General features: G+C 68.0%; 21 protein-coding genes. 17 read left to right on the top strand and 4 right to left on the bottom strand.

What is annotated here, in order from left to right:
• Window positions 1-20: 20 nt before the first annotated feature.
• Together ACLFA2_RS01920 and def are read left to right on the top strand one after the other, a co-directional pair.
• Window positions 21-1,835, top strand: coding sequence for an AAA family ATPase (locus tag ACLFA2_RS01920; protein WP_426621933.1), 1,815 nt, complete (start codon window positions 21-23; stop codon window positions 1,833-1,835).
• Window positions 1,835-2,326 (top strand): peptide deformylase, encoded by a 492-nt coding sequence (gene def / locus ACLFA2_RS01915; protein WP_426621932.1) that lies wholly within the window; start codon window positions 1,835-1,837, stop codon window positions 2,324-2,326. The genes ACLFA2_RS01920 and def overlap by 1 nt, the downstream gene beginning before the upstream one ends.
• A 60-nt stretch (window positions 2,327-2,386) precedes the next feature.
• Here the strand turns inward: def and ACLFA2_RS01910 are convergent, their stop codons facing one another.
• Window positions 2,387-4,219 (bottom strand): AMP-dependent synthetase/ligase, encoded by a 1,833-nt coding sequence (locus ACLFA2_RS01910; protein WP_021199323.1) that lies wholly within the window; start codon window positions 4,217-4,219, stop codon window positions 2,387-2,389.
• Between the two features lie 151 nt (window positions 4,220-4,370).
• Here ACLFA2_RS01910 and ACLFA2_RS01905 point away from each other — a divergent pair, with 151 nt between their 5' ends.
• Window positions 4,371-5,060: a lysophospholipid acyltransferase family protein gene (locus ACLFA2_RS01905; RefSeq protein ID WP_021199324.1), complete on the top strand. Its 690-nt coding sequence runs from the start codon at window positions 4,371-4,373 to the stop codon at window positions 5,058-5,060.
• A gap of 47 nt (window positions 5,061-5,107) precedes the next feature.
• Window positions 5,108-6,448, top strand: coding sequence for a class II 3-deoxy-7-phosphoheptulonate synthase (locus ACLFA2_RS01900; RefSeq protein ID WP_017830214.1), 1,341 nt, complete (start codon window positions 5,108-5,110; stop codon window positions 6,446-6,448).
• A 106-nt stretch (window positions 6,449-6,554) separates the two neighbouring features.
• Here the strand turns inward: ACLFA2_RS01900 and pknB are convergent, their stop codons facing one another.
• Both pknB and ACLFA2_RS01890 read right to left on the bottom strand, forming a co-directional pair.
• Window positions 6,555-8,501, bottom strand: a complete 1,947-nt coding sequence (pknB, locus tag ACLFA2_RS01895; protein ID WP_167253869.1) for a Stk1 family PASTA domain-containing Ser/Thr kinase — start codon at window positions 8,499-8,501, stop codon at window positions 6,555-6,557.
• Window positions 8,502-8,579: 78 nt separating this feature from the next.
• The gene (locus tag ACLFA2_RS01890) at window positions 8,580-9,782 is read right to left on the bottom strand and encodes a muramidase family protein (RefSeq protein WP_200861061.1); all 1,203 of its coding nucleotides are present in this window, start codon (window positions 9,780-9,782) and stop codon (window positions 8,580-8,582) included.
• Window positions 9,783-9,965: 183 nt separating this feature from the next.
• Between ACLFA2_RS01890 and ACLFA2_RS01885 the strand changes: the two genes are divergently transcribed.
• The gene (locus ACLFA2_RS01885) at window positions 9,966-10,271 is read left to right on the top strand and encodes an Rv2175c family DNA-binding protein (RefSeq protein WP_029258359.1); all 306 of its coding nucleotides are present in this window, start codon (window positions 9,966-9,968) and stop codon (window positions 10,269-10,271) included.
• A gap of 9 nt (window positions 10,272-10,280) precedes the next feature.
• Here ACLFA2_RS01885 and ACLFA2_RS01880 read toward each other — a convergent pair whose 3' ends face one another.
• Complete coding sequence (locus ACLFA2_RS01880; RefSeq protein WP_292776255.1) at window positions 10,281-11,369, bottom strand: polyprenyl synthetase family protein; 1,089 nt, start codon at window positions 11,367-11,369, stop codon at window positions 10,281-10,283.
• 96 nt (window positions 11,370-11,465) lie between these two features.
• On the opposite strand from ACLFA2_RS01880, the gene ACLFA2_RS01875 reads away from it, so the two are divergent.
• From ACLFA2_RS01875 to ACLFA2_RS01820, 12 genes are all read left to right on the top strand, one after another.
• Complete coding sequence (locus tag ACLFA2_RS01875) at window positions 11,466-11,840, top strand: DUF3040 domain-containing protein (RefSeq protein WP_029258357.1); 375 nt, start codon at window positions 11,466-11,468, stop codon at window positions 11,838-11,840.
• 272 nt (window positions 11,841-12,112) lie between these two features.
• Window positions 12,113-12,544 (top strand): division/cell wall cluster transcriptional repressor MraZ, encoded by a 432-nt coding sequence (gene mraZ / locus ACLFA2_RS01870; protein ID WP_017830220.1) that lies wholly within the window; start codon window positions 12,113-12,115, stop codon window positions 12,542-12,544.
• Between the two features lie 102 nt (window positions 12,545-12,646).
• Window positions 12,647-13,585, top strand: a complete 939-nt coding sequence (gene rsmH / locus ACLFA2_RS01865) for a 16S rRNA (cytosine(1402)-N(4))-methyltransferase RsmH (RefSeq protein ID WP_029258356.1) — start codon at window positions 12,647-12,649, stop codon at window positions 13,583-13,585.
• Window positions 13,582-14,145 (top strand): hypothetical protein, encoded by a 564-nt coding sequence (locus ACLFA2_RS01860; protein WP_347125550.1) that lies wholly within the window; start codon window positions 13,582-13,584, stop codon window positions 14,143-14,145. Before rsmH ends, ACLFA2_RS01860 begins: the two co-directional genes overlap by 4 nt.
• Window positions 14,146-14,170: 25 nt before the next feature.
• Entirely contained in the window at window positions 14,171-15,940 is a 1,770-nt protein-coding gene (locus ACLFA2_RS01855; protein ID WP_167253875.1) for a peptidoglycan D,D-transpeptidase FtsI family protein, read from the top strand.
• Window positions 15,941-15,967: 27 nt separating this feature from the next.
• Window positions 15,968-17,380: a UDP-N-acetylmuramoyl-tripeptide--D-alanyl-D-alanine ligase gene (locus ACLFA2_RS01850; protein WP_347125551.1), complete on the top strand. Its 1,413-nt coding sequence runs from the start codon at window positions 15,968-15,970 to the stop codon at window positions 17,378-17,380.
• The gene (mraY, locus tag ACLFA2_RS01845; protein ID WP_029258352.1) at window positions 17,377-18,483 is read left to right on the top strand and encodes a phospho-N-acetylmuramoyl-pentapeptide-transferase; all 1,107 of its coding nucleotides are present in this window, start codon (window positions 17,377-17,379) and stop codon (window positions 18,481-18,483) included. Before ACLFA2_RS01850 ends, mraY begins: the two co-directional genes overlap by 4 nt.
• Entirely contained in the window at window positions 18,473-20,008 is a 1,536-nt protein-coding gene (gene murD, locus ACLFA2_RS01840) for a UDP-N-acetylmuramoyl-L-alanine--D-glutamate ligase (RefSeq protein WP_029258351.1), read from the top strand. The genes mraY and murD overlap by 11 nt, the downstream gene beginning before the upstream one ends.
• Entirely contained in the window at window positions 19,977-21,182 is a 1,206-nt protein-coding gene (gene ftsW, locus ACLFA2_RS01835; protein WP_029258350.1) for a putative lipid II flippase FtsW, read from the top strand. The genes murD and ftsW overlap by 32 nt, the downstream gene beginning before the upstream one ends.
• Entirely contained in the window at window positions 21,179-22,255 is a 1,077-nt protein-coding gene (locus tag ACLFA2_RS01830) for a UDP-N-acetylglucosamine--N-acetylmuramyl-(pentapeptide) pyrophosphoryl-undecaprenol N-acetylglucosamine transferase (protein WP_297558059.1), read from the top strand. The genes ftsW and ACLFA2_RS01830 overlap by 4 nt, the downstream gene beginning before the upstream one ends.
• A 40-nt stretch (window positions 22,256-22,295) precedes the next feature.
• Complete coding sequence (murC, locus tag ACLFA2_RS01825; RefSeq protein ID WP_029258348.1) at window positions 22,296-23,696, top strand: UDP-N-acetylmuramate--L-alanine ligase; 1,401 nt, start codon at window positions 22,296-22,298, stop codon at window positions 23,694-23,696.
• 3 nt (window positions 23,697-23,699) lie between these two features.
• Window positions 23,700-24,632: an FtsQ-type POTRA domain-containing protein gene (locus tag ACLFA2_RS01820; RefSeq protein WP_426621931.1), complete on the top strand. Its 933-nt coding sequence runs from the start codon at window positions 23,700-23,702 to the stop codon at window positions 24,630-24,632.
• Window positions 24,633-24,710 lie beyond the last annotated feature (78 nt).

Below are 24,710 nucleotides of genomic sequence, written 5' to 3'. Positions count from 1 at the left end.
CGCAGGCTTGGAGCGACATCGTGACACCGAAGAACACCACCGACCCCGAGGAGAACTCGCTGGGGGTGCTCGACGAAGCCGCGTCTCTCGACACGGCCGGCATCGGCATCCTCGGCGGGACCGCTCAGGTCAGCGTGACCCTTCCCCGAAACGAGGAGGATGACCTCGCCGACGACGGCGTCGTCGACGGCGAGGTCATCGGCGACCTCGTGATCGATCAGGTGCCTGCCGTGGAGCAGGTCCCGAAGTCCGGGACGAAGGGGAAGACGAAGACGCTGCCGAAATCGCAGACCCGTCCTGTGACCCCATCGGCGAACGCCGCCGCATCCGCGCCGGTCTCCGGATCGGCCCCCGTCGTCGAACCGGCGGAGGAGCCGGCGGCCTCCTCGAACGTCGAGCCCACAGTCGGGTCGACCGTGGAACCTCCCGTCGTCACGGGCGTGATCGACGAGACGCCCGTCATCGACGAGGCGCCCGTCATCGATGAGGCACCCGTCATCGATGAGGCACCCGGCACGGAACGGATCGTGATCGAGGTGACCGCACTCGATCCGGTGATCCCCGTCGACGATGTCGTCGTCGATGCGGTCGTCGTCGATGCGGTCGTCATCGATGAGCCGGACTCTGAGCCGGTCGCCGACGATCTGGATTCCGCCGAGGGGCGGGCTGCAGAGGAAGCCGCGGCCGCCCGGTTCCTCTCCCAGGCTCGATCCGAGATCGAGACGACTCCTCCTGCACCGGCATCCGCCGTGCGGGCGTCCGCCGAGAAGGAGACCACCACCGTGTCCACCCCAGAAGAGAGGCCCGTCGTGGCGAAACCGGCTCGCCCGGCGGCCCGCACGGACGTGACGCTCACCTCGAAGCGCCTGGACGATCTGGGCGAGTCCTCGCGCGAGTCCGCCGATCTGCTCACCGCCGACCGGTTGCTCGACCCGCACCGGATCGCGAAGCCGGAGCCCGAGGGGGCGTGGAGTCACTTCCTCTATGCCGTATCCGGTCGGCGCATCAACATCGGCGACGGCCGTCGTGCGCGGGAGCGCAAGGCCCTCTCCGCGCGGATCGCCGCACCGCTCGCGGGGGGAGCGCGCTTCGTGCCCGTGCTCTCCCGCAAGGGCGGGGTGGGCAAGACCACGATCACGGCGCTGCTGGGCATGGCGTTGGCCGACGCTCGGGAAGATCGCGTGATCGCCGTCGACGCCAACCCGGATCGCGGAACACTCGCCGAGCGCATCGTGCGTCCGCATCACCGCAAGTCCGTGCGCGACCTCGTCCGCATCCACGATGACGTCAAGGGATACCACGACATCTCCGCCATCGTGGCGCGCGACGCGACACGCCTCGACGTCCTCGCCTCCGATGCCGACCCGCGCATCGCCGAGGCCTTCAGCGACAGCGACTACCGTGACGTGGCCGGCGTGGCGGCGCACTACTACTCGCTCGTCCTCACCGATACGGGAACAGGGATCGTCCACTCGGTGATGTCGGCAACTCTCGATCTCGCCGACCAGGTCGTCATCGTCTCGGGGCTGAGTGTCGACGAGGCGCGCCTCGCATCCGAGACCCTCACGTGGCTCGAGACCAACGGGTATGCCGAGCAGGCGCGCGAGGCGATCGTGGTCCTCAACCAGTCCACGCCCGGGACACCCCTCGTGCGGCTGAACGAGTTGCAGGCGCACTTCGCCACACGTGCACGGAGTGTCGTGCGGGTCCCCTACGACCCGCAGATCGCCGGCGGTGGCACGATCGTGTTCGCCAACCTTCTGCCCGAGACCCGCATCGCCGCCCGAGAACTCGCGGCATTGCTGGTCGAGGGCCTGCGGGCCAGGGCCGCCTGATGGCCGTCCGTGAGATCCGCATCTTCGGCGACCCCGTCCTGCGTACGATCTGCGCCCCGATCGAGGTGATCGACGACGGGGTCCGGGCACTCGTGGCCGACCTCGTCGACACCGTCGAGCTGCCGGGGCGCGCGGGAGTCGCGGCGCCGCAGATCGGCGTCGCTCTGCGTGCCTTCAGCTACAACATCGACGGCGACATCGGCTATGTGCTCAACCCGGTGCTCACCGAGGTGCGCGGTGAGCCGGTGCCGACGGGGGAGGGCTGTCTCTCAGTCCCGGGACTCTGGCACGACGCGCAGCGCCATCCCTGGGCGCGCGTCGAGGGGATCGATCTCGACGGCGACCCCGTAGTGCTCGAGGGGGACGGCCTGCTCGCTCAGGCGCTGCAGCACGAGACCGATCACCTCGACGGCAAGCTCTTCCTGACCCGGCTCGATCCGGAGGTCCGCAAGGTCGCCATGCGCGAAGTGCGGGAGAGCTCCTGGTTCTGACGCCGGACAGATGAAGAAGGGCCCCGCGCGTGCGGGGCCCTTCTTCATCGGGGGATCGGGTCAGCCGCCGATCGGGACATTCGTGGTCGCGACGGGCTCGTCGTAGATCGCGGCGATCTCGTCGGCGAAGTCGTTCATGATGATGTTCCGCTTGATCGAGAGCTTCGGGGTCAGGTGCCCCGAGGCCTCCGTCCACTCGGAGTCGAGGATCGTGAACTTCCGGATCGACTCGGCTCGCGAGACGCGCGCATTGGCGGCATCGACCGCGCGCTGCACTTCGGCCCGGACGGCCGCGTTCTTGGACGCGTCCACGAGCGACATGGTGGCCTCGAGACCGTTGTTGGCGAGCCAGGTCGGAAGCATCTCGGGATCGAGCGTGACGAGCGCCGAGATGAACGGACGCTGGTCACCGACGACCACGACCTGACCGATGATCGGATTCGCGCGGATCGGGTCCTCGAGCGCGGCCGGAGCGACGTTCTTGCCGCCGGCCGTGACGATGATCTCCTTCTTGCGCCCGGTGATCGTCAGGAAGCCCTCGGAGTCGAAGCTGCCGATGTCGCCGGTGTGGAACCAGCCGCCCTCGCTGAAGGCCTCGGCCGTCGCCTCGGGGTTGTTCCAGTACTCCTTGAACACGTTGATGCCGCGCACCTCGATCTCGCCGTCGTCGGCGAGGCGGACGCCGACGCCGGGGAGGGCGGGGCCGACCGTCCCGATCTTCGACTTGTCCGCCAGATTCACCGTGGCGGGCGCGGTCGTCTCCGTCAGGCCGTAGCCCTCGAGGATCACCACACCGAGGCTGTGGAAGAAATGGCCGAGCCGCGAGCCGAGGGGAGCGGAGCCCGAGACGGCGTAGACGACATTGCCGCCCATGGCCTCGCGGAGCTTGCTGTAGACGAGCTTGTTGAACAGGGCGAACTTGAGCTTCATCCCGAACGGGATCGGCTTGCCCGCTTCGAGCAGCTTGGAGTGCTCGATGGCGACGTCGGCGGCGGCACGGAAGATCTTGCCCTTGCCGCCGGCTTCGGCCTTCTGCTCCGCCGAGTTGTACACCTTCTCGAACACGCGGGGGACAGCGAGGAGGAACGTCGGTTTGAACGAGCCGAGCGCCGGAAGAAGCTGGCGCGTATCGGGCTGGTGACCCGTGCGCACTCCCGCATGGACGTCGAGGATCGAGATGAACCGTGCGAACACATGGGCAGTCGTGATGAAGAGGAGGGTGGAGGCTCCCGGTGTCTGGACGACCTCGTCCAGAGCCTTGGCGGAGTTCCGGGAGAGCTCGACGAAATTGCTGTGCGTGAGCACGCACCCCTTCGGGCGCCCCGTGGAGCCGGAGGTGTAGATGAGCGTGGCGATGTCGGATCCGACCGCAAGGGAGCGCCGGCGTTCGATCTCGGCATCGGCCACGGAGGCGCCCTGGGCGGTCAGGGTGTCGATGGCGCCCAGGTGCAGCTGCCACACCTCGCGGATCAGCGGGAGGTCGCCACGGACCTCGTCGACGCGGGCGAAGTGCTCAGGCGACTCCACGATGAGCGCGATGGCACCGGAGTCCTCGAGGATCCACTGGATCTGAGAGGGCGAGCTGGTCTCGTAGATCGGCACCATCACGGCGCCGGCGTAGAACAGCGCGAAGTCGACGAGCGTCCATTCGTACGTCGTGCGCGCCAGGAATCCGACCTTCTCGCCGGGCTGGATGCCGGCGGCGACGAAGCCCTTCGCGAGGGCGGTCACGGCCGTCTGGAAGTCGGCGGCCGAGATGTCTCGCCACCCCTCTCCCTCCGGAACCGAGAACAGCGCACGATCCGGAGTGGCTTCGACGCGCTTCACCAGCAGGTCGGCGACGTTCGCGTCGGGATCGGCGGGGACGATCGCGGGGACTTCAAACTGGACCACGGCAGCTCCTTCGGTACCGGTCGGGCACGGACTTGCTTCCGAGTCTAGGGCATGGAACCCAGTCGCGCCTCAGGTGGAACTGGGTCGCGTGGATGGTCGGAGCAAGGAGTCGACTCCACGGACGCCGGGCGCGGCGCTAGACTTCACCACGATGTTCTACTGGCTGATGAAGTACGTGGTGATCGGCCCCGTGGTCAAGGCGGTGTTCCGCCCCTGGATCGTCGGGCGCAACAACGTGCCCGCGAACGGTGCGGCGATCCTCGCGAGCAATCACCTCTCCTTCGCCGACTCCATCTTCCTTCCTCTGGTGATCGACCGGTCGATGTCCTTCCTCGCGAAGAGCGACTATTTCACGGGCCGCGGCCTCAAAGGCTGGGCCACGAAGTTCTTCATGAAGGCGACGGGACAGATCCCCATCGATCGATCGGGTGGCAAGGCTTCCGAGGCCTCGCTGAACACCGGACTCCAGGTGCTCGGCGGAGGCGACCTGCTCGGCATCTATCCCGAGGGCACCAGAAGCCCCGACGGAAAGCTGTATCGGGGTCGGACCGGCATCGCCAGGATGGCGCTCGAGGCGAAGGTCCCGGTGGTGCCGGTGATCATGGTCGACACCGATACGGCGATGCCGATCGGCAGGAGGCTGCCCCGCATCGTGCGCGTCGGAATCGTGATCGGGGAGCCCCTCGACTTCTCGCGCTACGCGGGCATGGAGAACGATCGCTACATCCTGCGTTCGGTCACCGACGAGATCATGGTGGCCCTGCAGCGGCTCGGCGAGCAGAAGTACGAGGACGTCTACGCGTCGACGGTCAAGGACCGGCTCCCCACGCGCGTCACATAGGCCTCACGCGGATCTGGGTGGTACCCGCGACCACTAGGCTGGAACGCATGCTCCCGCACCACATCGAAGCCCTTGATGCATGGCGCTCGCTTCCCATCAAGCAGCAGCCGCAGTGGCCCGACGCGGACCGCGTCGCCGACGTCTCCCAGCAGATCGCGACCCTTCCGCCGCTGGTCTTCGCTGGCGAGGTCGACAACCTGCGTGACAGGCTCGCCCGTGCGGCGTCCGGCCAGGCGTTCCTCCTCCAGGGTGGTGACTGCGCCGAGACCTTCGCCGGGGCGACCGCCGAACAGATCCGCAACCGCATCAAGACGGTGCTGCAGATGGCTGTCGTGCTCACGTACGGCGCCTCGATGCCCATCGTCAAGATGGGCCGCATGGCGGGTCAGTTCGCGAAACCGCGCTCGAGCGACTCCGAGACCCGCGGTGACGTCACTCTGCCCGCCTACCGCGGTGACATCGTGAACGGCTACGACTTCACCGAGGGCTCCCGCACCGCCGACCCCGGCCGCTTGCTCCAGGGCTACCACACGGCCGCCTCGACCCTCAACCTGATCCGCGCGTTCACCCAGGGTGGTTTCGCCGATCTCCGCGAGGTGCACTCGTGGAACAAGGGCTTCGCGCAGAACCCCGCCAACCAGCGCTACGAGCGCATGGCTGCGGAGATCGACCGCGCGATCAAGTTCATGGAGGCTGCAGGAGCGGACTTCGATGAGCTCAAGCGCGTCGAGTTCTTCACGGGACATGAGGGTCTGCTGATGGACTACGAGCGCCCGATGACGCGCATCGACTCGCGCACGGATACGCCGTACAACACCTCTGCGCACTTCCTGTGGATCGGAGAGCGCACGCGTGAGCTCGATGGCGCGCACGTCGACTACTTCTCCAAGATCCGCAACCCCATCGGCGTGAAGCTCGGACCGACCACGTCGCCCGACACCGCGCTCGCGCTGATCGACAAGCTCGATCCCGAACGCGAGCCGGGACGCCTCACCTTCATCACCCGCATGGGCGCCGGAAAGATCCGCGACGCTCTGCCGCCGCTGCTCGAGGCCGTCCGTGATTCCGGCGCGCAGCCGCTGTGGGTCACCGACCCGATGCACGGCAACGGCATCACCACGCCGACCGGATACAAGACCCGTCGCTTCGACGACGTCGTCGACGAGGTGCGCGGCTTCTTCGAAGCGCACCGTGCGGTCGGGACCTTCCCCGGAGGCATCCACGTCGAGCTCACCGGTGACGACGTCACCGAGTGCCTCGGTGGGTCGGAGCAGATCGACGAGGCCGCGCTGGCCACGCGCTACGAGAGCCTGTGCGACCCGCGACTGAACCATATGCAGTCGCTGGAGCTCGCCTTCCTGGTGGCCGAGGAGCTCGAGAAGCGCTGAGACACAAGCGCTGAGACACAGACGAACAAGGCCGCCCTCCCGGAACACGGGGAGGGCGGCCTTCTCTTTGCTCATGACGTCTCGCGGAGGTTCGCCGACGGAGCGCTCAACCGCTGAGCTGAATCGAGAGGTTCACGGTGCCTCCACGGGGGAGCGACGTGTCCGGGCCGGGATCCTGCCCCGTGACCTTGGCCATCTCCGCGAAGCCCGGCAGATCGCCCCAGGCGGCATAGGTCGACTTGAACCCCTTGTCGGAGAGGATCTTCTTGGCCTCGTTCAAGGTCTTGCCCGAGACATCCGGCACGGGGAACAGCTCCGGGCCTTTGGAGACGATGAGCTGCACGCTGTCGCCCGGCCGCCAATTGCCTTCTTCCGCACGATCGGCCACTCCGATGACCACATCCTTGGCGACGCTGTCGCTGAAGGTGTACTGCGGGTCCGCGGTCACGGTGAGGCCCTTGTCCGTGAGCGTGGAGGTGGCCTCGCCGACCGACATACCCGCGACGTCGGGGAAGTCGCCGGCGGAGACGTAGAGCTCCACCGTGTCGTCCTCGAAGACCTCGCAACCGTCCCCGCAGATGTAGGAGTCCCCGCCGGCCCGCGGTGTGACGTACGCGTTGATGACGATGCCGGCGTCGGCATCGGAGAAGAGCAGGAGAGATTTGTCCGTGACGTTGACCTTGAGGCTGGCGAGGTAGTCGCGCGCATCCTGCTCGGCGCGGCCGTTCAACGGGTCGAGCGTGTGCGTCGCCGGCCCCGCGGAGACGATCACCGTGACCGAGGCGCCCTTGTCGAGTCGCGCGCCCTCCGCCGGATCGGTCTCGATGACGGTCCCCGCGGGGATGTCGATCGAGAATTCGTCCTTCTGCGACGGCACGAATCCGGCATCCGTGAGCGTCGCCGCTGCGGCGTCGTACGTGCCTCCGGCGACCGCGGGCACGGCGATGAGAGAGCCGGGTCCGGAACCGAACCACCAGCCGACCCCGCCGGCGAGCACCGCCAGCAGCAGCACGAGAGTGAGGAGGAACGCCCCGCGCGCGCGGCGTTTGGACGCTCGTCGTCGCAGGAGGGTCGCGTTGTCGAGGGCGGCGGGTGCCGGAGCCGTGGGGTCGGCGATGACCATCGTTCCCGGCATCACCTTGGTGAGGTCACCGGAGTCGCCTTGGCTGTGCTGCGGCGCGGTGGCTCTGGCCGCAGCCGGGGCGATGCCGAGGTCTCGTTCGATCTCCCGCAAGCGCTCGAGCATCTGCTGCGCGTCGTCGGGTCGGTCGTCCGGCGACTTCTCCGTTGCCCAGAGCACGAGCTCGTCGAGCTGCTCCGGCACGGCGGGGTTGCGCACGCTCGGTCGGGGCACCGATTCCGTGGCGTGCTGGAAAGCGATCTGCATGGGCTGCTCGCCCTTGTAGGGCTGCTCACCCACGAGCATCTCGTACAGCATGATGCCGAGGGCGTAGATGTCGCTGCGGGCGTCGGCGGTTCCGCGCGTGACGAGTTCGGGGGCGAGGTAGGCGATCGTCCCGAGCAGCTGCTGTCCGGTCGCGGTGTTCGCGGTGGTCGCTCGCGCGAGCCCGAAGTCGCCGATCTTGATGCGACCGTCTTCGGCGAGGAGGACGTTCTCGGGCTTCACGTCGCGGTGCACGATCCCGGCACGATGCGCGGCCGAGAGGCCGGCCAGGATCGCATCCATGATGGTGATGGTCTGCGGGATCGTGAGGCGCTTCTGCTCGCGGAGGAGCTCGCGCAGCGTGATGCCGGGCAGGTACTCCATCACGAGGTAGGCCAGCTCGCCGTCCTGGCCCTGGTCGAACACGTTCACGACGTGGGGGTCCGCCAGCCGGGCAGCGGCTCTGGCCTCCTGGATGAAGCGGCTCTGGAAGGCTGAGTCATCGCTGAGGTGCGCGTGCATCACCTTGAGGGCGATGCGCCGCTCCAGGCGGAGGTCGGTCGCGACGTACACGGTCGCCATCCCGCCGCGGGCGATGCGGGCACGCACCCGGTAGCGGCCGTCGACAAGCCGCCCGATGAGGGGGTCGGCCTGCTGATTGGTCGTCACGTCAGAATTCTATGGAGAACTGCCTGAAAGACAGGGGAGCGGCTCACCCCTCGGGCCTTCGGGTTTTCCCGGATGTCGTCAGCCGTGCAGAGCGAGCCAGGCATAGGCTTGCGTCTCCCACTGGCCGTACTTGTCCGGATAGGCGGAGATCTGCACCGCCTGGGCCGCTTCGGTGAAGGGCATGCCCTCCCAGCCCGGGATGTCCAGGAGCCCGCGCGTCACCTGCCCGTTGGGGTCGGCCTGCCCTCCGTAGAACACGCGTGTGCTCCGCTCGGCGTCCATGATCTGCGCGGGCGTTCCCCACCCGGTGCTGGGGCGCTGCTGGAAGATGCCGAGCGAGTCACGGTCGCCCCAGTCGAGGTTGCGCAGCCCGGACTCGACCATCCCCGTCGCGAGGGCGATGGCGATGGCCCGGTCCGAGACGCCGAGCTCGCGACCGACGCGGATGATCAGCGCAGCGTTCGCAGCCTGTTCCGCGGTGAGCGTCGCCGTCTGCTGGCCGCCGGCCGAGGCGGAAGCGGTGGTGGGGGCGGGAGCCGCTACCGGCGTCGCCTGCAGAGAGAGCGTCTGGCCGGGGTAGATGATCGACGACGGGCCGAGGCCGTTCGCGGCGTACAGCGTCTGCGTCGTGGTGCCGTACTTCTGTGCGATGCCGAACAGCGTGTCTCCGGCCACGACGGTGTGCGTCGCGGCGGATGCGGGAGCGACTGCGGGGACAGCAGCCGGTGTCGGCGCGGCTGCCGGTGCTGCAGTGCCGGCGACGACGAGACTCTGGCCCGGAAGGATGATCGAAGCGCGCGTGAGGCCGTTCGCCGACAGGACGGCGTCGACGGTGGTGCCGTATCGCTGCGCGATGGCGTAGACGGTGTCGCCGGCGACGACCTGATGCGTGGCCGAGGCCGGGGGCGCCGGCGCGGCGGCGGGCGTGGCTGCGGGTGTCGCTGCCGGGGCCGCAGGCAGCAGCGTCAGGGTCTGACCAGGGTAGATCACGGAACGCCAGGAGAGGCCGTTCCAGGTCAGGACATCGACCGCTCGAAGACCGAAGCGCGTGGCGATGGCGGAGACGGTGTCGCCGGGGCGGACGACGTAGCTGGGTGGAGCGGCCTCGGTGGGCACCCCGCGCGCGGGGAGAAGACGTGGACGCTCGACGGCGGCAGCATCCGACGGAGAAGCCGCGTGGGCCGGTGCCGCCGTGAGCGTGGTCGCCAGGGCTCCGAGCACCGCCGCAGGCACTCCGATAGGCAGGTATCGCGTTCGACGCGTGGCGGTCTTGACTGTCAAGGCTTGCCCCCTTTTCGAGTTTTTCACGCTGACACGGATGTAAACAGAAGTCAACAGAAGTGACGCAAGTGACGGATGTGACTGATGGTCGATATGCGGCGGCCAGACGGAGGTGAGATAGTGGGCAACGTGTCTGAGAACGTTGCTGGAACCCCTGCCGCTGCCGATGTCGAGTGGTTGACGATGCCCGACCTCGTCGAGGTGCTCGACGAGCCCCTCGGCCGAGTGCGTCGTCTGATCGATGAGCACTACCTCGTGGGGTCGCGTCGCAACGGGACGTTCGCCGTGCCCTCGGTGTTCATCGTCGACGGCCACCCGCTGAGTTCTCTGCGCGGAACAGTGATCGTCCTGCAGGACGCCGGTTTCACCGACGACGAGCTGATCGACTGGCTGCTCGCCGAAGAGGAAAGCCTGGGGCGCTCGCCGATCGCCGCCCTGCTGGCCGGGCACAAGAGCTCGGTCCGGCGTCTCGCGCGCACTCTCGCCTGACGAAGCCCGTCAGGACGCGCGCACGGTGGCCGCGCGTGCGAGATCACGCAACTCGCCGACGGCGGCGTTGTCGAGCCGGGCGCCTGAGAGCGCACGGTCGGCCTCGAGGGCATAGTCGGCGATCATCGCCTCGACCTGGTCCAGCGCGCCCGAAGCAGTGATCGTGGCTTGTAGGGACGACACCTGCGGCGATGTCAGAGCGGGGTCGCCGAGCATCTCGTCCAGGAGATTCCGTGCGGAGGCGTCGAGAGCCTGTCGGGTGAGGGCGATCAACACCGTGCGCTTGCCCTCCCGAAGGTCGTCGCCCGCCGGCTTGCCGGTGACGGATGCGTCGCCGAACACGCCGAGCACGTCGTCGCGGAGCTGGAATGCGAGGCCGATCGGATGGCCGAAGCGCCGCAGTGCGGCGACCTGGTCCTCGTGGGCTCCGCCGAAAGCGCCACCCAGGACGAGCGGCTGCTCGATGCTGTATCTGGCGGACTTGAGGGATGCCACGCGCAGCGCCCTCTCGGCGTGGAGACTTCCGTCGTTCACGCTCCAGGCCGATTCCTCTGCGATGTCCAGGAACTGGCCGGTGGTCACATCCCTTCGCATCCGCGCGTACTCGGCGCGCACGGCTCGCGCATGCGGCTGGCCCTCGAGTGCGTATTCCAGAAGGTCATCGCTCCATGCGACGAGCAGGTCGCCGAGGAGGATCGCGGATGCCCTGCCGAACTGCTCTGCATCTCCGGACCACCCGGCCGCGCGATGAGACGTCTCGAGCGCACGATGCGCGGCGGGGCGACCACGGCGGGTATCGGAGTTGTCGATCAGATCGTCGTGGACGAGCGCGGCCGACTGGAAGATCTCCAGCGCGGTGCACATGTCCCACAGCGCATCGGTCTCCGCCGCGTCGCGGTCACCGAATTTCGCGACGGCACGCCACCCCGCATGGCAGAAGCGGGCTCGAAGGCGCTTGCCGCCGTCGAGCGTGCCGGCGGCGGCGTCCAGGAATGCTGCCGCGTCAGGGCCGTAGTCCGAGGCTTCCTCACGCATCCGCGCGAGGAAGCGTGCGAGGTGCGTGGCGACGGCGTCGGGGACGGGGGAGGATGACGGCACGACTCCCAGCATACGTAAAGCAAGGGGACGTCGAACTGCTAGCCCCGGACGCCTCGGCGCGCGTAGAATGGGAGGCACGATACCCGAGGGGGACGAATGCCACTCTCCGAACAGGAGCAGCGTCTGCTCGACGAGATGGAACGCCATCTCCTCCACAACGATGCCGACGTCGTGACCGCGCCGTCCGGCGATCGAGCATTGAGCTACCGAAATCTCGTCTACGGAGCACTCCTCCTGCTCGCCGGTGTCGGCGGTCTGGTCGCCGGAGTCATTCTCGGTGGCGTCTGGGGCATCGTCGTCGGTGTCGTCGGATTCGCCGCGATGCTCGCCGGTGTCATGGTCGCCGTCACGCCAGTGCGACGCACCACCGCGACCACGCCCCGTGAGCGTTCCGCCCCGAAGCGGCAGGAATCGGCCTCCTTCATGGATCGGATGAACGATCGATGGGATCGCCGCCAGGACGGTCACTGACCTCCCCACACACTTCACGACAGAAGCCCGGATGCTGAGCATCCGGGCTTCTGTCGTTTGACCGCGTTCGCCGCCGGCCGGCTCGCCGCGTCCGTCCCCCACTCGCCCTCCACTCACCCTCCACCTTCCTCCACCCCGGAATTCCGGGGTTGTTCGGCGTACCTGTCGGCATAGACCCTGATTTCCGATGGATTGGTCGTAGGTATGTGGAGGAAAGTGGAGTAAAGTGGGGCGCACCTCGAGTTGGCCGGACGCAGAGGGGGTGGTGGCCGATGTTGCTGGGTACGCACTCACCGAAGCTGGACGACAAAGGACGGGTCATCCTTCCTGCGAAGTTCCGCGAAGACCTCGGCGGCGGCATCGTCGTCACCCGAGGCCAGGAACGGTGCCTCTACGTGTTCAGCACGGCCGAGTTCGAGGCGATGCACGAGCGGATCCGTCAGGCGCCGCTCGCGAACAAACAGGCGCGTGACTTCATGCGACTGTTCCTCTCCGGAGCCAGCGCGGAGATGCCAGACAGCCAGAACCGCATCACCATCCCGGCGCACCTGCGTCAGTACGCAGGTCTGCAGAAGGAACTCATCGTCACCGGAGTCGGCGCCCACGCCGAGATCTGGGATGCCGAGAGCTGGAACGCCTACCTCGCCGCCGGCGAGGAGACCTACTCCGACCTCGAGCAGGAGGTGATTCCGGGACTCTTCTGACCACGGCTGTGATGCCCCGCCGCTCCCGCCCCGACACACTTCCCCGGTGCCGGGTCGAGAAGCGGAGGGGGATCAGAGCCGAAGGTCGCCCCGAGAAAGATCATGAACCTCCGAGACATCCACACCCCCGTACTGCTCGACCGCTGCGTCGAGCTGCTCGCTCCCGCCCTCCAGGCGGACGGAGCGGTGCTCGTCGATGCCACCCTCGGCATGGGCGGTCACTCCGAGGCGCTGCTCGAACGCTTCCCGAACATCCGTCTGGTCGGACTCGACCGCGACACCGATGCGCTGCGCATCGCGGGGGAGCGGCTCGCCCGCTTCACGGACCGCGTCACGCTCGTGCACACGGTGTACGACGAGATCGGACTGCACGCCCAGGGCGCAGCCGGCATCCTCTTCGATCTCGGCGTCTCGTCTCTGCAGTTGGACGAAGCCGACCGCGGCTTCGCCTATTCGAAGGATGCCCCGCTGGACATGCGGATGGATCAGACCAAGGGCGTCACGGCCGCAGAGGTCATCGCGACCTACAGCGAAGGCAATCTCCGCCGCATCTTCGAGCGCTACGGCGAGGAGAAACTCGCCGGTCGGTATGCACGGTTCATCATCGACGCGCGGCAGAAGCAGCCGATCACGCGGTCGGGTGAACTCGTCGAGATCCTGATCGCCGCCACACCCGCGGCTGCCCAGCGCGCGGGCCACCCGGCCAAGCGCGTGTTCCAGGCGCTGCGCATCGAGGTGAACACCGAGCTCAACGTGCTCGCCGACGCGATCCCGTCGGCGATGGACGCGCTCGCAGTCGGCGGGCGCATCGTCGTGATGTCGTACCAGTCGCTGGAAGATCGTCTCGTGAAGCAGGCGTTCGCTGCGGCCTCCGCCTCGACCGCTCCTGCCGGGCTCCCGGTCGAGCTCCCCGAACACGCTCCACGTTTCCGCATCCTGACCAAAGGCGCCGAGCTGGCCGACGACGAAGAACGCGCGCGCAACCCGCGGGCGATCCCGGTGCGCCTGCGCGCCGCCGAGAAGCTGCGGGAGAGCGCATGAGCCTGAATGCCGTCGTCCGGAAGCCGGTGCAGCCGGTCGCCCCGGAGAGGACGCCCCAACGGAAGCTGCAGCCCGTCACCCGCCCTGCAGTCCGCCGCAAGCCGAAGCTCGCCTACGCCCTCATCGCGCTCGGCGGAGCACTCGCGATCGGAGCCGCGCAGATCGGGCTGTCGCTCGCCATCACCCAGGACTCGTTCACTCTCGCGAGTCTCTCGTCACAGCAGCGCGAGCTCAACCTGAAGACGCACGCCCTCCAGGAAGAACTCACCGGCGTCAGCTCGCCCCAGGTGCTCGCCAGCAGCGCAGCCGGACTCGGGATGGTCGTCGCCGGATCGCCGTCGTATCTGCGTCTCAGCGACGGTGCCGTCTTCGGCACCGGTGCGGGGGCCGACTGGACATCGACCGTCAATCCCGCCGGTGTCGGGGCCGTGAGCAACTCCCTCATCGTGGAACCGCCGCCTCCTCCGGCGGAGACCGACGAGGGGACGGCGACGGACCAGCCCACCCAGGACCTTCCGCCGTCGATCACCGACGGCCTCCCCAGCCCCACGACGCACTGACACCCACGAGCGACGGAGAGATCCCATGACGACACGAGCCACCCGCGGTCCGCGGCGACGCACCGTCGTCGCTCTCGCTGTCATCCTCTCGGTGCTGGTCGCGTTCGTGGTACGCCTGGTCGACATCCAGGTGGTCAGCGCTGATGAGCACGTCTCCGAGTCCCTCGAGCACCTCGGTGCGAGTTCGGCGATCCCGGGCCAGCGCGGGTCGATCGTCGACTCCGGCGGCACGGTGCTCGCTTCCAGTGTGATGGTCTACGACGCGCAGCTCAGCCCGCAGGTCATCATGCTCGTCGAGGAGAAGAAGCCGAAGCTGCCGTGGGCCGAGGCCTCCGACAAGATCGCCGCCATCACCGGCCAGACCGGCGACGAGGTGCGGGCTCTGGTCTCGAACGCCCTCGCCGAGAACCCCGACAGCCAGTACGCGCCTCTCAAGAAGGGCTTGAATACGGAGCAGTACATGGCGCTGCGGGATCTCGGAGTCGGTTCGTACCTGTCGCTGAAGGCGCGAGAGACACGCGTATACCCGAACGGCGCGGTCGCCGGAAACATCCTCGGCTTCCTCGACAACTCTGGTGAGGCGCAGGCCGGTGTGGAGAAGCTCGACGACTCCTGCCTGGCGCCCATCGACGGCGAGGAGACCTACCGCAAGGGCAAGGACGGCGTCGTGATCCCCGGCAGCGAGCGCACCGTCGATGCCGTGAACGGCGGATCCGTGCAGCTGACCATCAACAGCGACCTCAACTGGTACCTGCAGCAGATGATCGCCGAAGAGGCACAGGCGCAGGGCGCCAAGGGCGGGACAGTCACGGTCGTCGAGGTCAAGACGGGCAAGATCCGCGCCGCGGCCGAGTGGCCCGCGCTGGACCCGAACGATCTCGATGCGTCGACACCGGCGACCAGGGCCAGTCAGATCTTCCACCACGACTTCGAGCCCGGATCGACGTTCAAGGCCGTCACCGCGGCTGCCGCCATCGAAGGAGCGGGCCTGACCCCGCTCAGCACGGTGAGCGCGGCCTCTCGGGAGAAGTTCCCGAACGGCGCCGTCGTGAACGACGCGTTCACCCACCCGGCGTACAACTACACGCTCGCCGGGGGCCTCATCGACTCGTCGAACGTCGCCCTGTCGAAGTTCGGCACCATGGTGAGCCCCGATGTGCGCTACGACTACCTCCAGCGCTTCGGGGTGGGGGACAAGACGCTCGACTTCCCCTCGGAGGTCGGAGGGATCCTGCACCCGGTCAGCGACTGGGACAACCAGTCGCTCTACACGACGACGTTCGGGCAGTACTTCACCGTGACGGCCGCCCAGCTCGCCGGCGCCTACCAGGCGATCGCGAACGGCGGCGAGAAGATCGACCTCTCGCTCGTCGAGTCGTGCACCGCCGCGGACGGCACCGTGACCGCGCCAGCCGACCCGAAGCGCGAGCAGATCGTCAAGGAGCAGACCGCAGCGGAGCTGACACGCATGCTGGAGAACGTCGCAGTACAGGGCGGCAACGCCGAGCGCATCCAGGTCCCCGGCTACCGCGTGACCAGCAAGACGGGTACGGCGCAGGTGTCGGACGGCAACGGCGGCTACAAGGCCGGGGTCTACTACACCAGCATGGTGGGCTTCGCGCCGGTCGACGATCCGCAGTACGTCGTCGTGGTCACCCTCGACGAGCCGACTAAGGTTGTATCGTCCGCGGCCACCGCATCCGCCTTCCAGAAGGCGATGACGCAGGTGATGAAAACGTATCGCGTGATGCCGTCCTCTGTCCCGATGGACGAGCTCCTCCCCAAGTTCGGATAGTCGGCGAGAGCCGCGCATGGAGATGACATGATCGCCCTGACGCTCGCTGAGATCGCCGCCGCAGTCGGCGGTGATCTGCGCGTGGCCGGTGAGGACACGGCCGAGACCGTGGTCGACGGAATCGTCGACACCGATTCACGCACGATGGGGCCTGGATCGATCTTCGTGGCCAAGCCCGGAGCCGAGACCGATGGACACCGCTTCGTCGGGTCCGCTGTCGCCGCGGGAGCGGCCCTGGCGATCGTCGAGCACCCGGTGGACGTCGCCGTGAGCCAGATCGTGGTTCCGGACGCTGTCGCCGCCCTCGGTGCACTCGCGAGGGAGGTCGTCGCGCGTGTCCGTGCCGACGGCGCGCTCCGGATCGTCGGCATCACCGGGTCGAACGGCAAGACCACCACCAAGAACTTCCTCGCACGCATCCTCGCGGGGGAAGGCGAGACCGTCGCTCCCGTGAAGTCGTTCAACAACGAGGTCGGCGCCCCCGTCACCATGCTCCGGGTGACGGAGAGCACCCGCTTCCTCGTGAGCGAGTTCGGTGCCGCGGCTCCGGGGAGCATCGCTCACCTCGCAGGACTCGTCGAGCCGGACGTCGCCGTCGTGCTGATGGTCGGCATGGCGCACGCCGGCGGATTCGGCGGCATCGAGGAGACGGCGAAGGCGAAGGCCGAGCTCGTCGCCGCCGCCCGCGTGCCCGGGACCGCCGTGCTCAACGTCGACGACCCGCGTGTCGCGGCCATGCGCGAACTCGCGGACGCTCGCGGACTCCGCACCGTCGGCTTCGGTCAGGGGCCCACAGCGGACGTGCGCGCGCATGAGATCGAGGTATCCGCTTCCGGCACGTCCTGCGTCATCGAGGTCGACGCCGAACGGATTCCCCTGCGGCTGCGCGTGCTCGGGGCGCACCACATCTCCAACGCTCTGGCGGCCATCGCCGCAGCACGCGTGCTCGGGGTCTCGGCGGCCGACGCCGTGGCCCGGTTGGAGACGGTCGAGATCGCCGAACGCTGGCGCATGCAGCCCCTGGGCAGCGATCGGGTGCGGATCATCAACGACGCCTACAACGCCAGCCCGGATTCCATGGCGGCGGCCCTGCGCACGCTCGCGCAGATCACCGGTCCCGACGAGCGCACCGTCGCGGTCCTCGGAGCCATGAGCGAACTCGGTGAGAGCGCGGGGGAGGAGCACGACAGGATCGGGCTGCTCGCCGTGCGTCTGAACATCCAGCGGATCGTCGTCGTCGGTCCCGAGGCGAGGCGCCTCTACCTCGCCGCGGTCGGGGAGGGCTCCTGGGACAGCGAGGCAGTCCATCTGCCCGACCAGGACGCCGCGTTCGAGTATCTCCGCACCGAGCTCCGCGACGGCGACCGCGTGCTCGTGAAGTCATCCAATTCCGTGGGCCTCCGGCATCTCGGCGATCGTCTGGGAGAATTGTTCTCGTGAGGTCTCTCATCATGTCGGCGGCGATCTCGCTCGCCTTCACCCTGTTCCTGACCCCCGTCTTCCTCCGGCTCTTCCGGAAGTGGGGCTGGGGGCAGGTCATCCGTACCCCGGAGTCCGTCCACAACCCGAGTCACGAGGCCAAGCGCGGCACCCCCACGATGGGCGGCGTCATCTTCATCGTCGGCTCGATGGTCGGTTACTTCACCGGTGTGCTGGTGAGCGGTGAAGTCCCCGCACTCTCCGCGCTGCTCGTGATCTGGCTGATGGTCGGATTCGGCGCCGTCGGATTCATCGACGACTACATGAAGGTGCGCAGCCAGCGCAGCCTCGGGCTCTCGGGCTGGCGGAAGGTGATCGGCCAGCTGCTGGTCATCATCCCCTTCGGCATCGTCGCGCTGAACTTCCCGAACAAGTGGGGCCAGACACCGGCGAGCTCCGCGATCTCGCTGTTCCGCGACATCACCTGGCTCAACCTGTTCGCCTTCGGCGTGGTGCTCGGATGGATCCTCTATCTCGTCTGGATCTCGATCATCGGGGTCGCGACCTCGAACAGTGTGAACCTCACGGACGGACTCGACGGGCTCGCTGCCGGAGCCGGCGTCATCGTCGTCGGCGCCTACAGCGTGATCGCGTTCTGGCAGTTCAAGCAGCCGTGCATCGGCGGCGATCCCGATGCCCTCGGCGGCTGCTACGAAGTGCGCGACCCGTTCAACCTCGCCATCATCGCGGCGTCGTTCGCGGCGAGCCTCATCGGATTCCTCTGGTGGAACGCGCCCAAGGCGAAGGTCTTCATGGGGGACGTCGGGTCGATGGCGATCGGCGGCGTCATCACCGCGATGGCGATCCTGACCCGCACCGAGCTCCTCCTGCTCGTGATCGCCGGCGTCTTCGTGCTTTCGTCGGGCTCGGTCATCCTGCAGCGCGCGTACTTCAAGATCACTCGTGGCAAGCGGCTGTTCCTCATGAGCCCGTTCCACCACCATCTCGAGATGCGCGGGTGGTCCGAGGTCACGATCGTGGTGCGCATGTGGATCATCGCCGGGCTGCTCGCCGTCTCGGCGGTCGGACTCTTCTACGTCGAATGGCTCACTCGTGTCGACTGATCGTCTCGCCGGACTGACGAGCTGGAACGCCGACTGGAGCGGTCTACGGGTCGCCGTGCTCGGCCTCTCGATGACAGGATTCTCGGTGGCGGACACGCTCGCCGAACTGGGCGCCGACGTTCTCGTACTGAGCGAGTCGGCTGAGGATGAGTACGAGCGACTGCTCCCGGTGATCGGCGCCCGACTCGAATTGGGCCCGCTCGCCGAGGTTCCGCCCGTGCTCGTCGAGTTCGACCCCGAGGTGGTCATCGCATCGCCGGGATTCTCGCCGTCGCATCCACTCATCCGGTGGGCGCAGGAATCCGCTGTCACGATCTGGGGTGACGTCGAGCTCGCCTGGCGCGTGCGCGACAAGGTCGTCCGTGCCGACGGCACGCCGGCGGACTGGGTGCTCATCACCGGGACGAACGGCAAGACGACGACCACCCAGTTGACGGCCACGCTGCTCGTGGAAGGCGGACTGCGGGCGGCCCCCTGCGGGAACATCGGCGTGCCGGTGCTCGACGCCGTACGCGACCCCGCGGGGTTCGATGTCCTCGTGGTCGAGCTCTCCAGCCATCAGCTCTGGTATCTGGGACAGTCGAGGCCCGAAGGGGAGCTGTTCCCCTACGCCTCCGTGTGCCTGAACCTCGCCGACGATCACCTCGTCTGGCATGGGAGCGCGGACGCCTACCGGGACGCGAAGGCCGTCGTATATCGGAACACTCGGATCGCGTGCGTCTACAACAAGGCGGACGAGGCCACGCGTCGCATGGTGGAAGAGGCGGAGGTGGTCGAGGGAGCCCGTGCGATCGGCTTCGATCTCGGCATCCCCGGCCCGAGCGATCTCGGCGTGGTCGAGGGACTGCTCGTCGACAGGGCCTTCCTCGACGATCGCTCGCGCAGCGCCCTCGAGTTGACGACGGTCGCCGATCTCGATGCGGCGGGTCTCGCTGCTCCTCACATCGTGCAGAACATCCTCGCCGCGAGTGCTCTGGCACGCTCGCTGGGCGTCGAGCCGGAGGCCATCCACACGGCCCTGCAGTCCTTCCGCCTCGATCCGCACCGCATCCAGGTGATCGCCCGGCATCGCGGCATCACCTGGGTAGACGACTCCAAGGCGACGAACCCGCACGCCGCGGCGTCGTCGCTGCGCGCGTACCCCGGTGCCGTGTGGGTGCTCGGCGGGGATCTGAAGGGGGTCGACATCTCCGACCTGGTCGCCGAGGTCGGCACGACGGCGCGTGCAGCCGTCGTGATCGGGGTCGAACGCTCCGTGGTGGTCGCGGCATTCCGACGACACGCGCCCGGGGTGCCGGTGTTCGAGGTGGATGCTGGCGAGACTGGACAGGTCATGAACCGTGTCGTGGAGATCGCCGCGGGAATCGTCGACGACGAGGGCACAGTCCTGCTGGCCCCGGCGGCGGCATCCTTCGATCAGTTCTCCGGCTACGCGGAACGAGGCCATCGCTTCGCCGAGGCGGTGCGGGACTGGATCGACCGGGGGAGCGCCGATGACACAGGTATCCCGCCCTCCGCGCTCTGAGTCCGGCGGTCTCGCGGCCAGGGTCTCGCTCGGTCGCCGGTTCACCCCGGTGTCGACCGAGTTCCTGCTCATCGCCTCGACCGCGCTGCTCCTCACCCTCTTCGGTCTCGTCATGGTGCTGTCTGCGACCAGCGCGACAGCCGTCTCCAAGGGGGTCAACCCGATGGATGGCGTGCTGCGCCAGGGCGTGTTCGCGCTGCTCGGCATCCCGCTGATGTTCCTGATCAGCCGTCTGCCGGTGGACTTCCTGAAGAGGATGGCGTGGCCCGCACTGTTCGGGGCCGTGGCGCTGCAGATGCTCGTGTTCACTCCGCTGGGTATCGAGGACGGCGGTAACCGGAACTGGGTCAAGATCGCGGGCTTCACCCTGCAGCCTTCCGAGTTCCTCAAACTGGCCCTCGCGCTCTGGATCGCTGCGGTGCTGCTGCGCAAGCGCACGATGCTCGGCACCTGGCATCATGTGTTCATCCCCGTGATCCCGGTCGGTGCACTCGCGATCGGCACCGTGCTCGCGGGCAAGGACCTCGGTACCGCGATGGTGCTGGTGCTCATCCTCCTCGGGTGCCTCTTCTTCTCGGGCGTCAAGCTCCGGCTGTTCATCATCCCGCTGATCCTCGGCGTCATCGCGGTGCTCGCCTACGCGCTGTCGAGCGAGGACCGCATGCGGCGCATCACCGCGACCTGCGACAACATGGCGCTCTACTACACGGACTGCTACCAGTCGATCCACGGGATCTGGGGTATGGCCACCGGAGGCATCTTCGGCCTCGGCCTCGGCAACTCCCAGGAGAAGTACGGGTGGCTTCCCGCCGCGGGCAATGACTTCATCTTCGCGATCGTCGGCGAGGAGCTCGGCCTGATCGGCTGCATCGTCGTGCTCGCCCTGTTCACGTTCTTCACGATCGGTGCCTTCCACATCATCCGCAAGACACCGGATCCGTTCATCCGCGTGGCAGCCGGCGGCATCACCGTGTGGATCGTCGGCCAGGCCGTCATGAACGTCGGCGTCGTGATCGGCGTCTTCCCGGTGATGGGCGTCCCCCTTCCGTTCATGTCCCAGGGCGGCACGGCCCTGCTCGCGGTGCTCATCGCCTGTGGCGTGCTGCTGGCGTTCGCACGGACGATCCCTGTGACCGAGAAGCAGTCAGCCGAGCGGGGTAGGGTCACCAGGTGACTTCGTATCTCCTCGCCGGCGGTGGCACCGCAGGTCATGTCAACCCCCTGCTCGCCGTCGCGGACGGTCTCCGCGCACGTGATGCCGAAGCCTCCGTGCTCGTGCTCGGCACGGCCGAGGGACTGGAGTCCCGTCTCGTCCCCGCGCGCGGCTACGAACTGCTGATCGTCGACAAGGTGCCCTTCCCGCGGCGGCCGAACAGGCAGGCCCTGTCGTTCCCGGGGCGGTTCCGTCGGGCCATCGCCCAGGTGCGCGACCACATCCGTCGGCACGGCATCGACGTGGTGGTGGGCTTCGGCGGATACGCGTCTGCGCCGGCATACGTTGCCGCGCGCCGTGAGGGCGTGCCGTTCGTGGTGCACGAGGCCAACGCGAAGCCAGGGCTGGCGAACGTGCTCGGGGCACGCCGTGCGGCCGCGGTGGGGGTTGCCTTCGAGGGCACTCCGCTCCGTGGTGGCGAGGTCGTCGGAATGCCCCTGCGGCGGGAGGTGATCGCCCTCGACCGCGCGGCTTCGCGCGCGGAGGCGGCGGAGTACTTCGGCCTCGACGCCGACCGCCCCGTCCTTCTCGTGTTCGGCGGCTCGCTGGGAGCGCAGCGGCTCAACGAGGCGCTCGCGGACTCGTGGCGCGACATCCTGGGCACCGGTTGGCAGCTGCTGCACGTGACGGGTGAGCGCAGCGACCTCGCCGATCCGGGCGTCGACGGCTACGCGCTGCACCGCTACGTCGACCGCATGGATCTCGCGTTCGCTCTGGCCGATCTGATCGTCTCCCGTTCCGGGGCAGCGACCGTGAGCGAGATCAGTGCTCTGGGGATCCCCGCGCTATATGTCCCGTATTCCGTGGGCAACGGCGAGCAGCGTCTGAACGCCGCCTCGGCCGTTGCTGCAGGGGCCGCAGAGCTGCTCGACGATGCGTCCTTCGACGGTGACGCGGTGCGGCGCATCGTCGTCCCTCTGCTCGGAGACGGAGAGCGCATCGCACGGATGGCCGCCGCTGCAGAGACCGCCGGAACCCGCGCCGGAACCGAGAACGTCATCACCCTCATCGACCGCGCACTCGTCGCCGTCTGACGCGGTCGACGAGACCGAAGAAAAGTAGACTGAAGCGGAAATGATCAGACCCGACCTCTCCCTCCCCATTCCCGAGACGATCACCTCCGCGCACTTCATCGGCATCGGCGGTTCCGGTATGAGCGGTCTCGCGAAGATGTTCCTCGACGCCGGCATCCGCGTCTCTGGTAGCGACCGCGCGGACAGCGACAATCTGCGCGCGCTGGCGGCCGCTGGCGCGACGGTGCACGTGGGTCACGACGCCGCTCACCTCGGTGACGCCGACACCGTCGTGCACACCGGAGCGATCTGGCCGGAGAATCCCGAGTTCGTGACCGCGAAGGCCCGTGGACTCCACGTGATCCACCGGTCGCAGGCCCTGCACTGGCTTATCGGCACACGTCGTCTCGTCTCCGTCGCCGGCGCCCACGGAAAGACGACGTCGACGGGCATGATCGTCACCGCCCTGCGTGAGCTCGGCGCGGATCCGCACTTCGTCAACGGCGGCGTGATCGAGCAGCTCGGCACATCCAGCGCGACTGGATCGGGAGAGCTGTTCGTCATCGAAGCCGACGAGTCCGATGGCACGTTCCTGCTGTACGACACCGCTGTCGCGTTGATCACCAACGTCGATCCCGACCACCTCGATCACTACGGCTCGGATGAGGCCTTCCACCAGGCATTCGTGCAGTTCGCGGACGCCGCGACGGAGGCGGTCGTGATCTCCAGCGACGACGCGGGTGCGCTGCGGGTCGGTGCCGGTCTCTCTCACCCGAACGTGCTGACGTTCGGTCAGGCCGAAGGAGCGGATGTACGCGTCACCGACATCGTCGCCGCGGGTCCGGTCGCCGCCACGCTGACGCACGGTGAGGAACAGGCGCGTATGCAGCTCGCCGTTCCCGGTGTGCACAACGCGATCAATGCGGCGGGGGCCGTGACGGTGTTGCGTGCGCTCGGCTACTCGCTCGCGGAGGCCGTTCGCGCCGTCGAAGGCTTCGCGGGAACCGTGCGTCGACTGGAGCAGCACGGTGTCGAGCGCGGCGTGACCGTGTACGACGACTATTCGCACCACCCCACGGAGGTGCGGGCTGCACTCGAGGCGATGCGCAGCATCGCAGGAGCGGGACGGATCATCGCGATTCAGCAGCCCCACACCTACTCGCGCACTCAGCACATGTACCAGGAGTTCGCCGACGTCCTCGAGGAGTTCGCCGATCACACCGTGATGCTCGACGTGTACGGCGCCCGGGAGGACCCCGTGCCCGGTGTCACCGGCGAGTTGGTGAGCGGCGCGTTCCAGGACCCGTCGCACGTGCACTACGTCGCGGATTGGCAGCAGGCCGCCGACTACACCGCCGCCGTTGCACGGGAAGGTGACTTCATCGTCACGCTCGGCTGCGGAAACGTCTACCAGATCATCCCGCAGGTCCTGGATTCGCTGCGTCGGACCGACGGGGCATAGCCGATGCGTCGGCCTGCACCGCTTCCGACCACCCCGGAGAGTCCGGGGGAGAAGGACGCCGCGCCGGGGGCGAAGTCCCGCAGGCGGCGACGCGATGCTGAAGCGGAGGAGGAGTTCTCGGCCGCCGATGACGTGATGTCCGAGGAGCACAGGGATGACACGTCGACGGACGATCCGCAGCCGACGTCGACGAGGGACGTCTGGCGCGCAGCCCGCGCACGACGCAAGGCGCTTCGCGCCGAGATCCGTCGTTTCACGCAGCGCTCCAGACGGCGCAGGATCGTGTGGCTGAGCAGCATCGGCGCCGCACTCCTGCTCGTCGGGGGCAGTGTCGCCGCGGCCTACAGTCCGCTCTTCGCCGTTCAGAAGATCAGCGTCGCCGGGGCCACGACTCTCGACCCCGCAGCCATCGAGGCCGCGCTCGGCGACCAGCTCGGAACCCCGCTCGCGCTCGTCGACTCCAGCAAGGTGAAGGCCGCGTTGCTGGCCTTCCCCCTCATCGAGACCTATTCCCTCGAAGCACGTCCACCACATGACCTGACCGTGCGCATCGTGGAACGCACTCCGGTCGGCGTCATCCGTTCGGACGCCGGGTACACGCTGGTCGATGCCGCCGGTGTCGCCCTCTCCACCACCTCGGATCAGCCTGCGGGGCAGCCGGTGATCGACGTCCCGGGCGGCGTCGACTCGGCGGCGTTCCGCAGCGCAGGTCTCGTGGTGCGCTCGCTCCCCGCCGAAATCCGTGCGGCGCTGACGGAGATCAGCGCGCGCACCGCCGACGACGTGACTCTCACGCTCAACAGCGGGTTGAGTGTGGTCTGGGGGAGCGCGGAGGAGTCCGCGCTGAAGGCCGTCGTCCTCTCGAAGGCGATGGCCTCGAACCCCGAAGCCGCGTCGATCGACGTCACTTCCCCCGAAGTCGCCGTCGTCGGCTGATCCCTTTCTCGGGGAATGGGGCGACACGCCCGTGTCTTCGCGCGAACGCGGCCGGGCGGCGCTTACCTTCGATCAAAG

It is taken from the genome of Microbacterium sp. As-52 (assembly GCF_049949185.1).
Taxonomy (GTDB): Bacteria; Actinomycetota; Actinomycetes; order Actinomycetales; family Microbacteriaceae; genus Microbacterium; species Microbacterium maritypicum_A.
The sequence above is the reverse complement of the archived record's forward strand: the minus strand, read 5'-3'. Positions and strand labels throughout refer to the sequence as shown.

Coding starts and splice junctions, on each gene's coding strand:
- ACLFA2_RS01905 (WP_021199324.1), top strand. CDS start 4,371: ATGTTCTACTGGCTGATGAAGTACGTGGTGATCGGCCCCGTGGTCAAG.
- rsmH (WP_029258356.1), top strand. CDS start 12,647: ATGAACCTCCGAGACATCCACACCCCCGTACTGCTCGACCGCTGCGTC.
- ACLFA2_RS01850 (WP_347125551.1), top strand. CDS start 15,968: ATGATCGCCCTGACGCTCGCTGAGATCGCCGCCGCAGTCGGCGGTGAT.
- mraZ (WP_017830220.1), top strand. CDS start 12,113: ATGTTGCTGGGTACGCACTCACCGAAGCTGGACGACAAAGGACGGGTC.
- ACLFA2_RS01875 (WP_029258357.1), top strand. CDS start 11,466: ATGCCACTCTCCGAACAGGAGCAGCGTCTGCTCGACGAGATGGAACGC.
- ACLFA2_RS01855 (WP_167253875.1), top strand. CDS start 14,171: ATGACGACACGAGCCACCCGCGGTCCGCGGCGACGCACCGTCGTCGCT.
- ftsW (WP_029258350.1), top strand. CDS start 19,977: ATGACACAGGTATCCCGCCCTCCGCGCTCTGAGTCCGGCGGTCTCGCG.
- ACLFA2_RS01820 (WP_426621931.1), top strand. CDS start 23,700: ATGCGTCGGCCTGCACCGCTTCCGACCACCCCGGAGAGTCCGGGGGAG.
- ACLFA2_RS01900 (WP_017830214.1), top strand. CDS start 5,108: ATGCTCCCGCACCACATCGAAGCCCTTGATGCATGGCGCTCGCTTCCC.
- murC (WP_029258348.1), top strand. CDS start 22,296: ATGATCAGACCCGACCTCTCCCTCCCCATTCCCGAGACGATCACCTCC.
- def (WP_426621932.1), top strand. CDS start 1,835: ATGGCCGTCCGTGAGATCCGCATCTTCGGCGACCCCGTCCTGCGTACG.
- ACLFA2_RS01885 (WP_029258359.1), top strand. CDS start 9,966: ATGCCCGACCTCGTCGAGGTGCTCGACGAGCCCCTCGGCCGAGTGCGT.
- ACLFA2_RS01860 (WP_347125550.1), top strand. CDS start 13,582: ATGAGCCTGAATGCCGTCGTCCGGAAGCCGGTGCAGCCGGTCGCCCCG.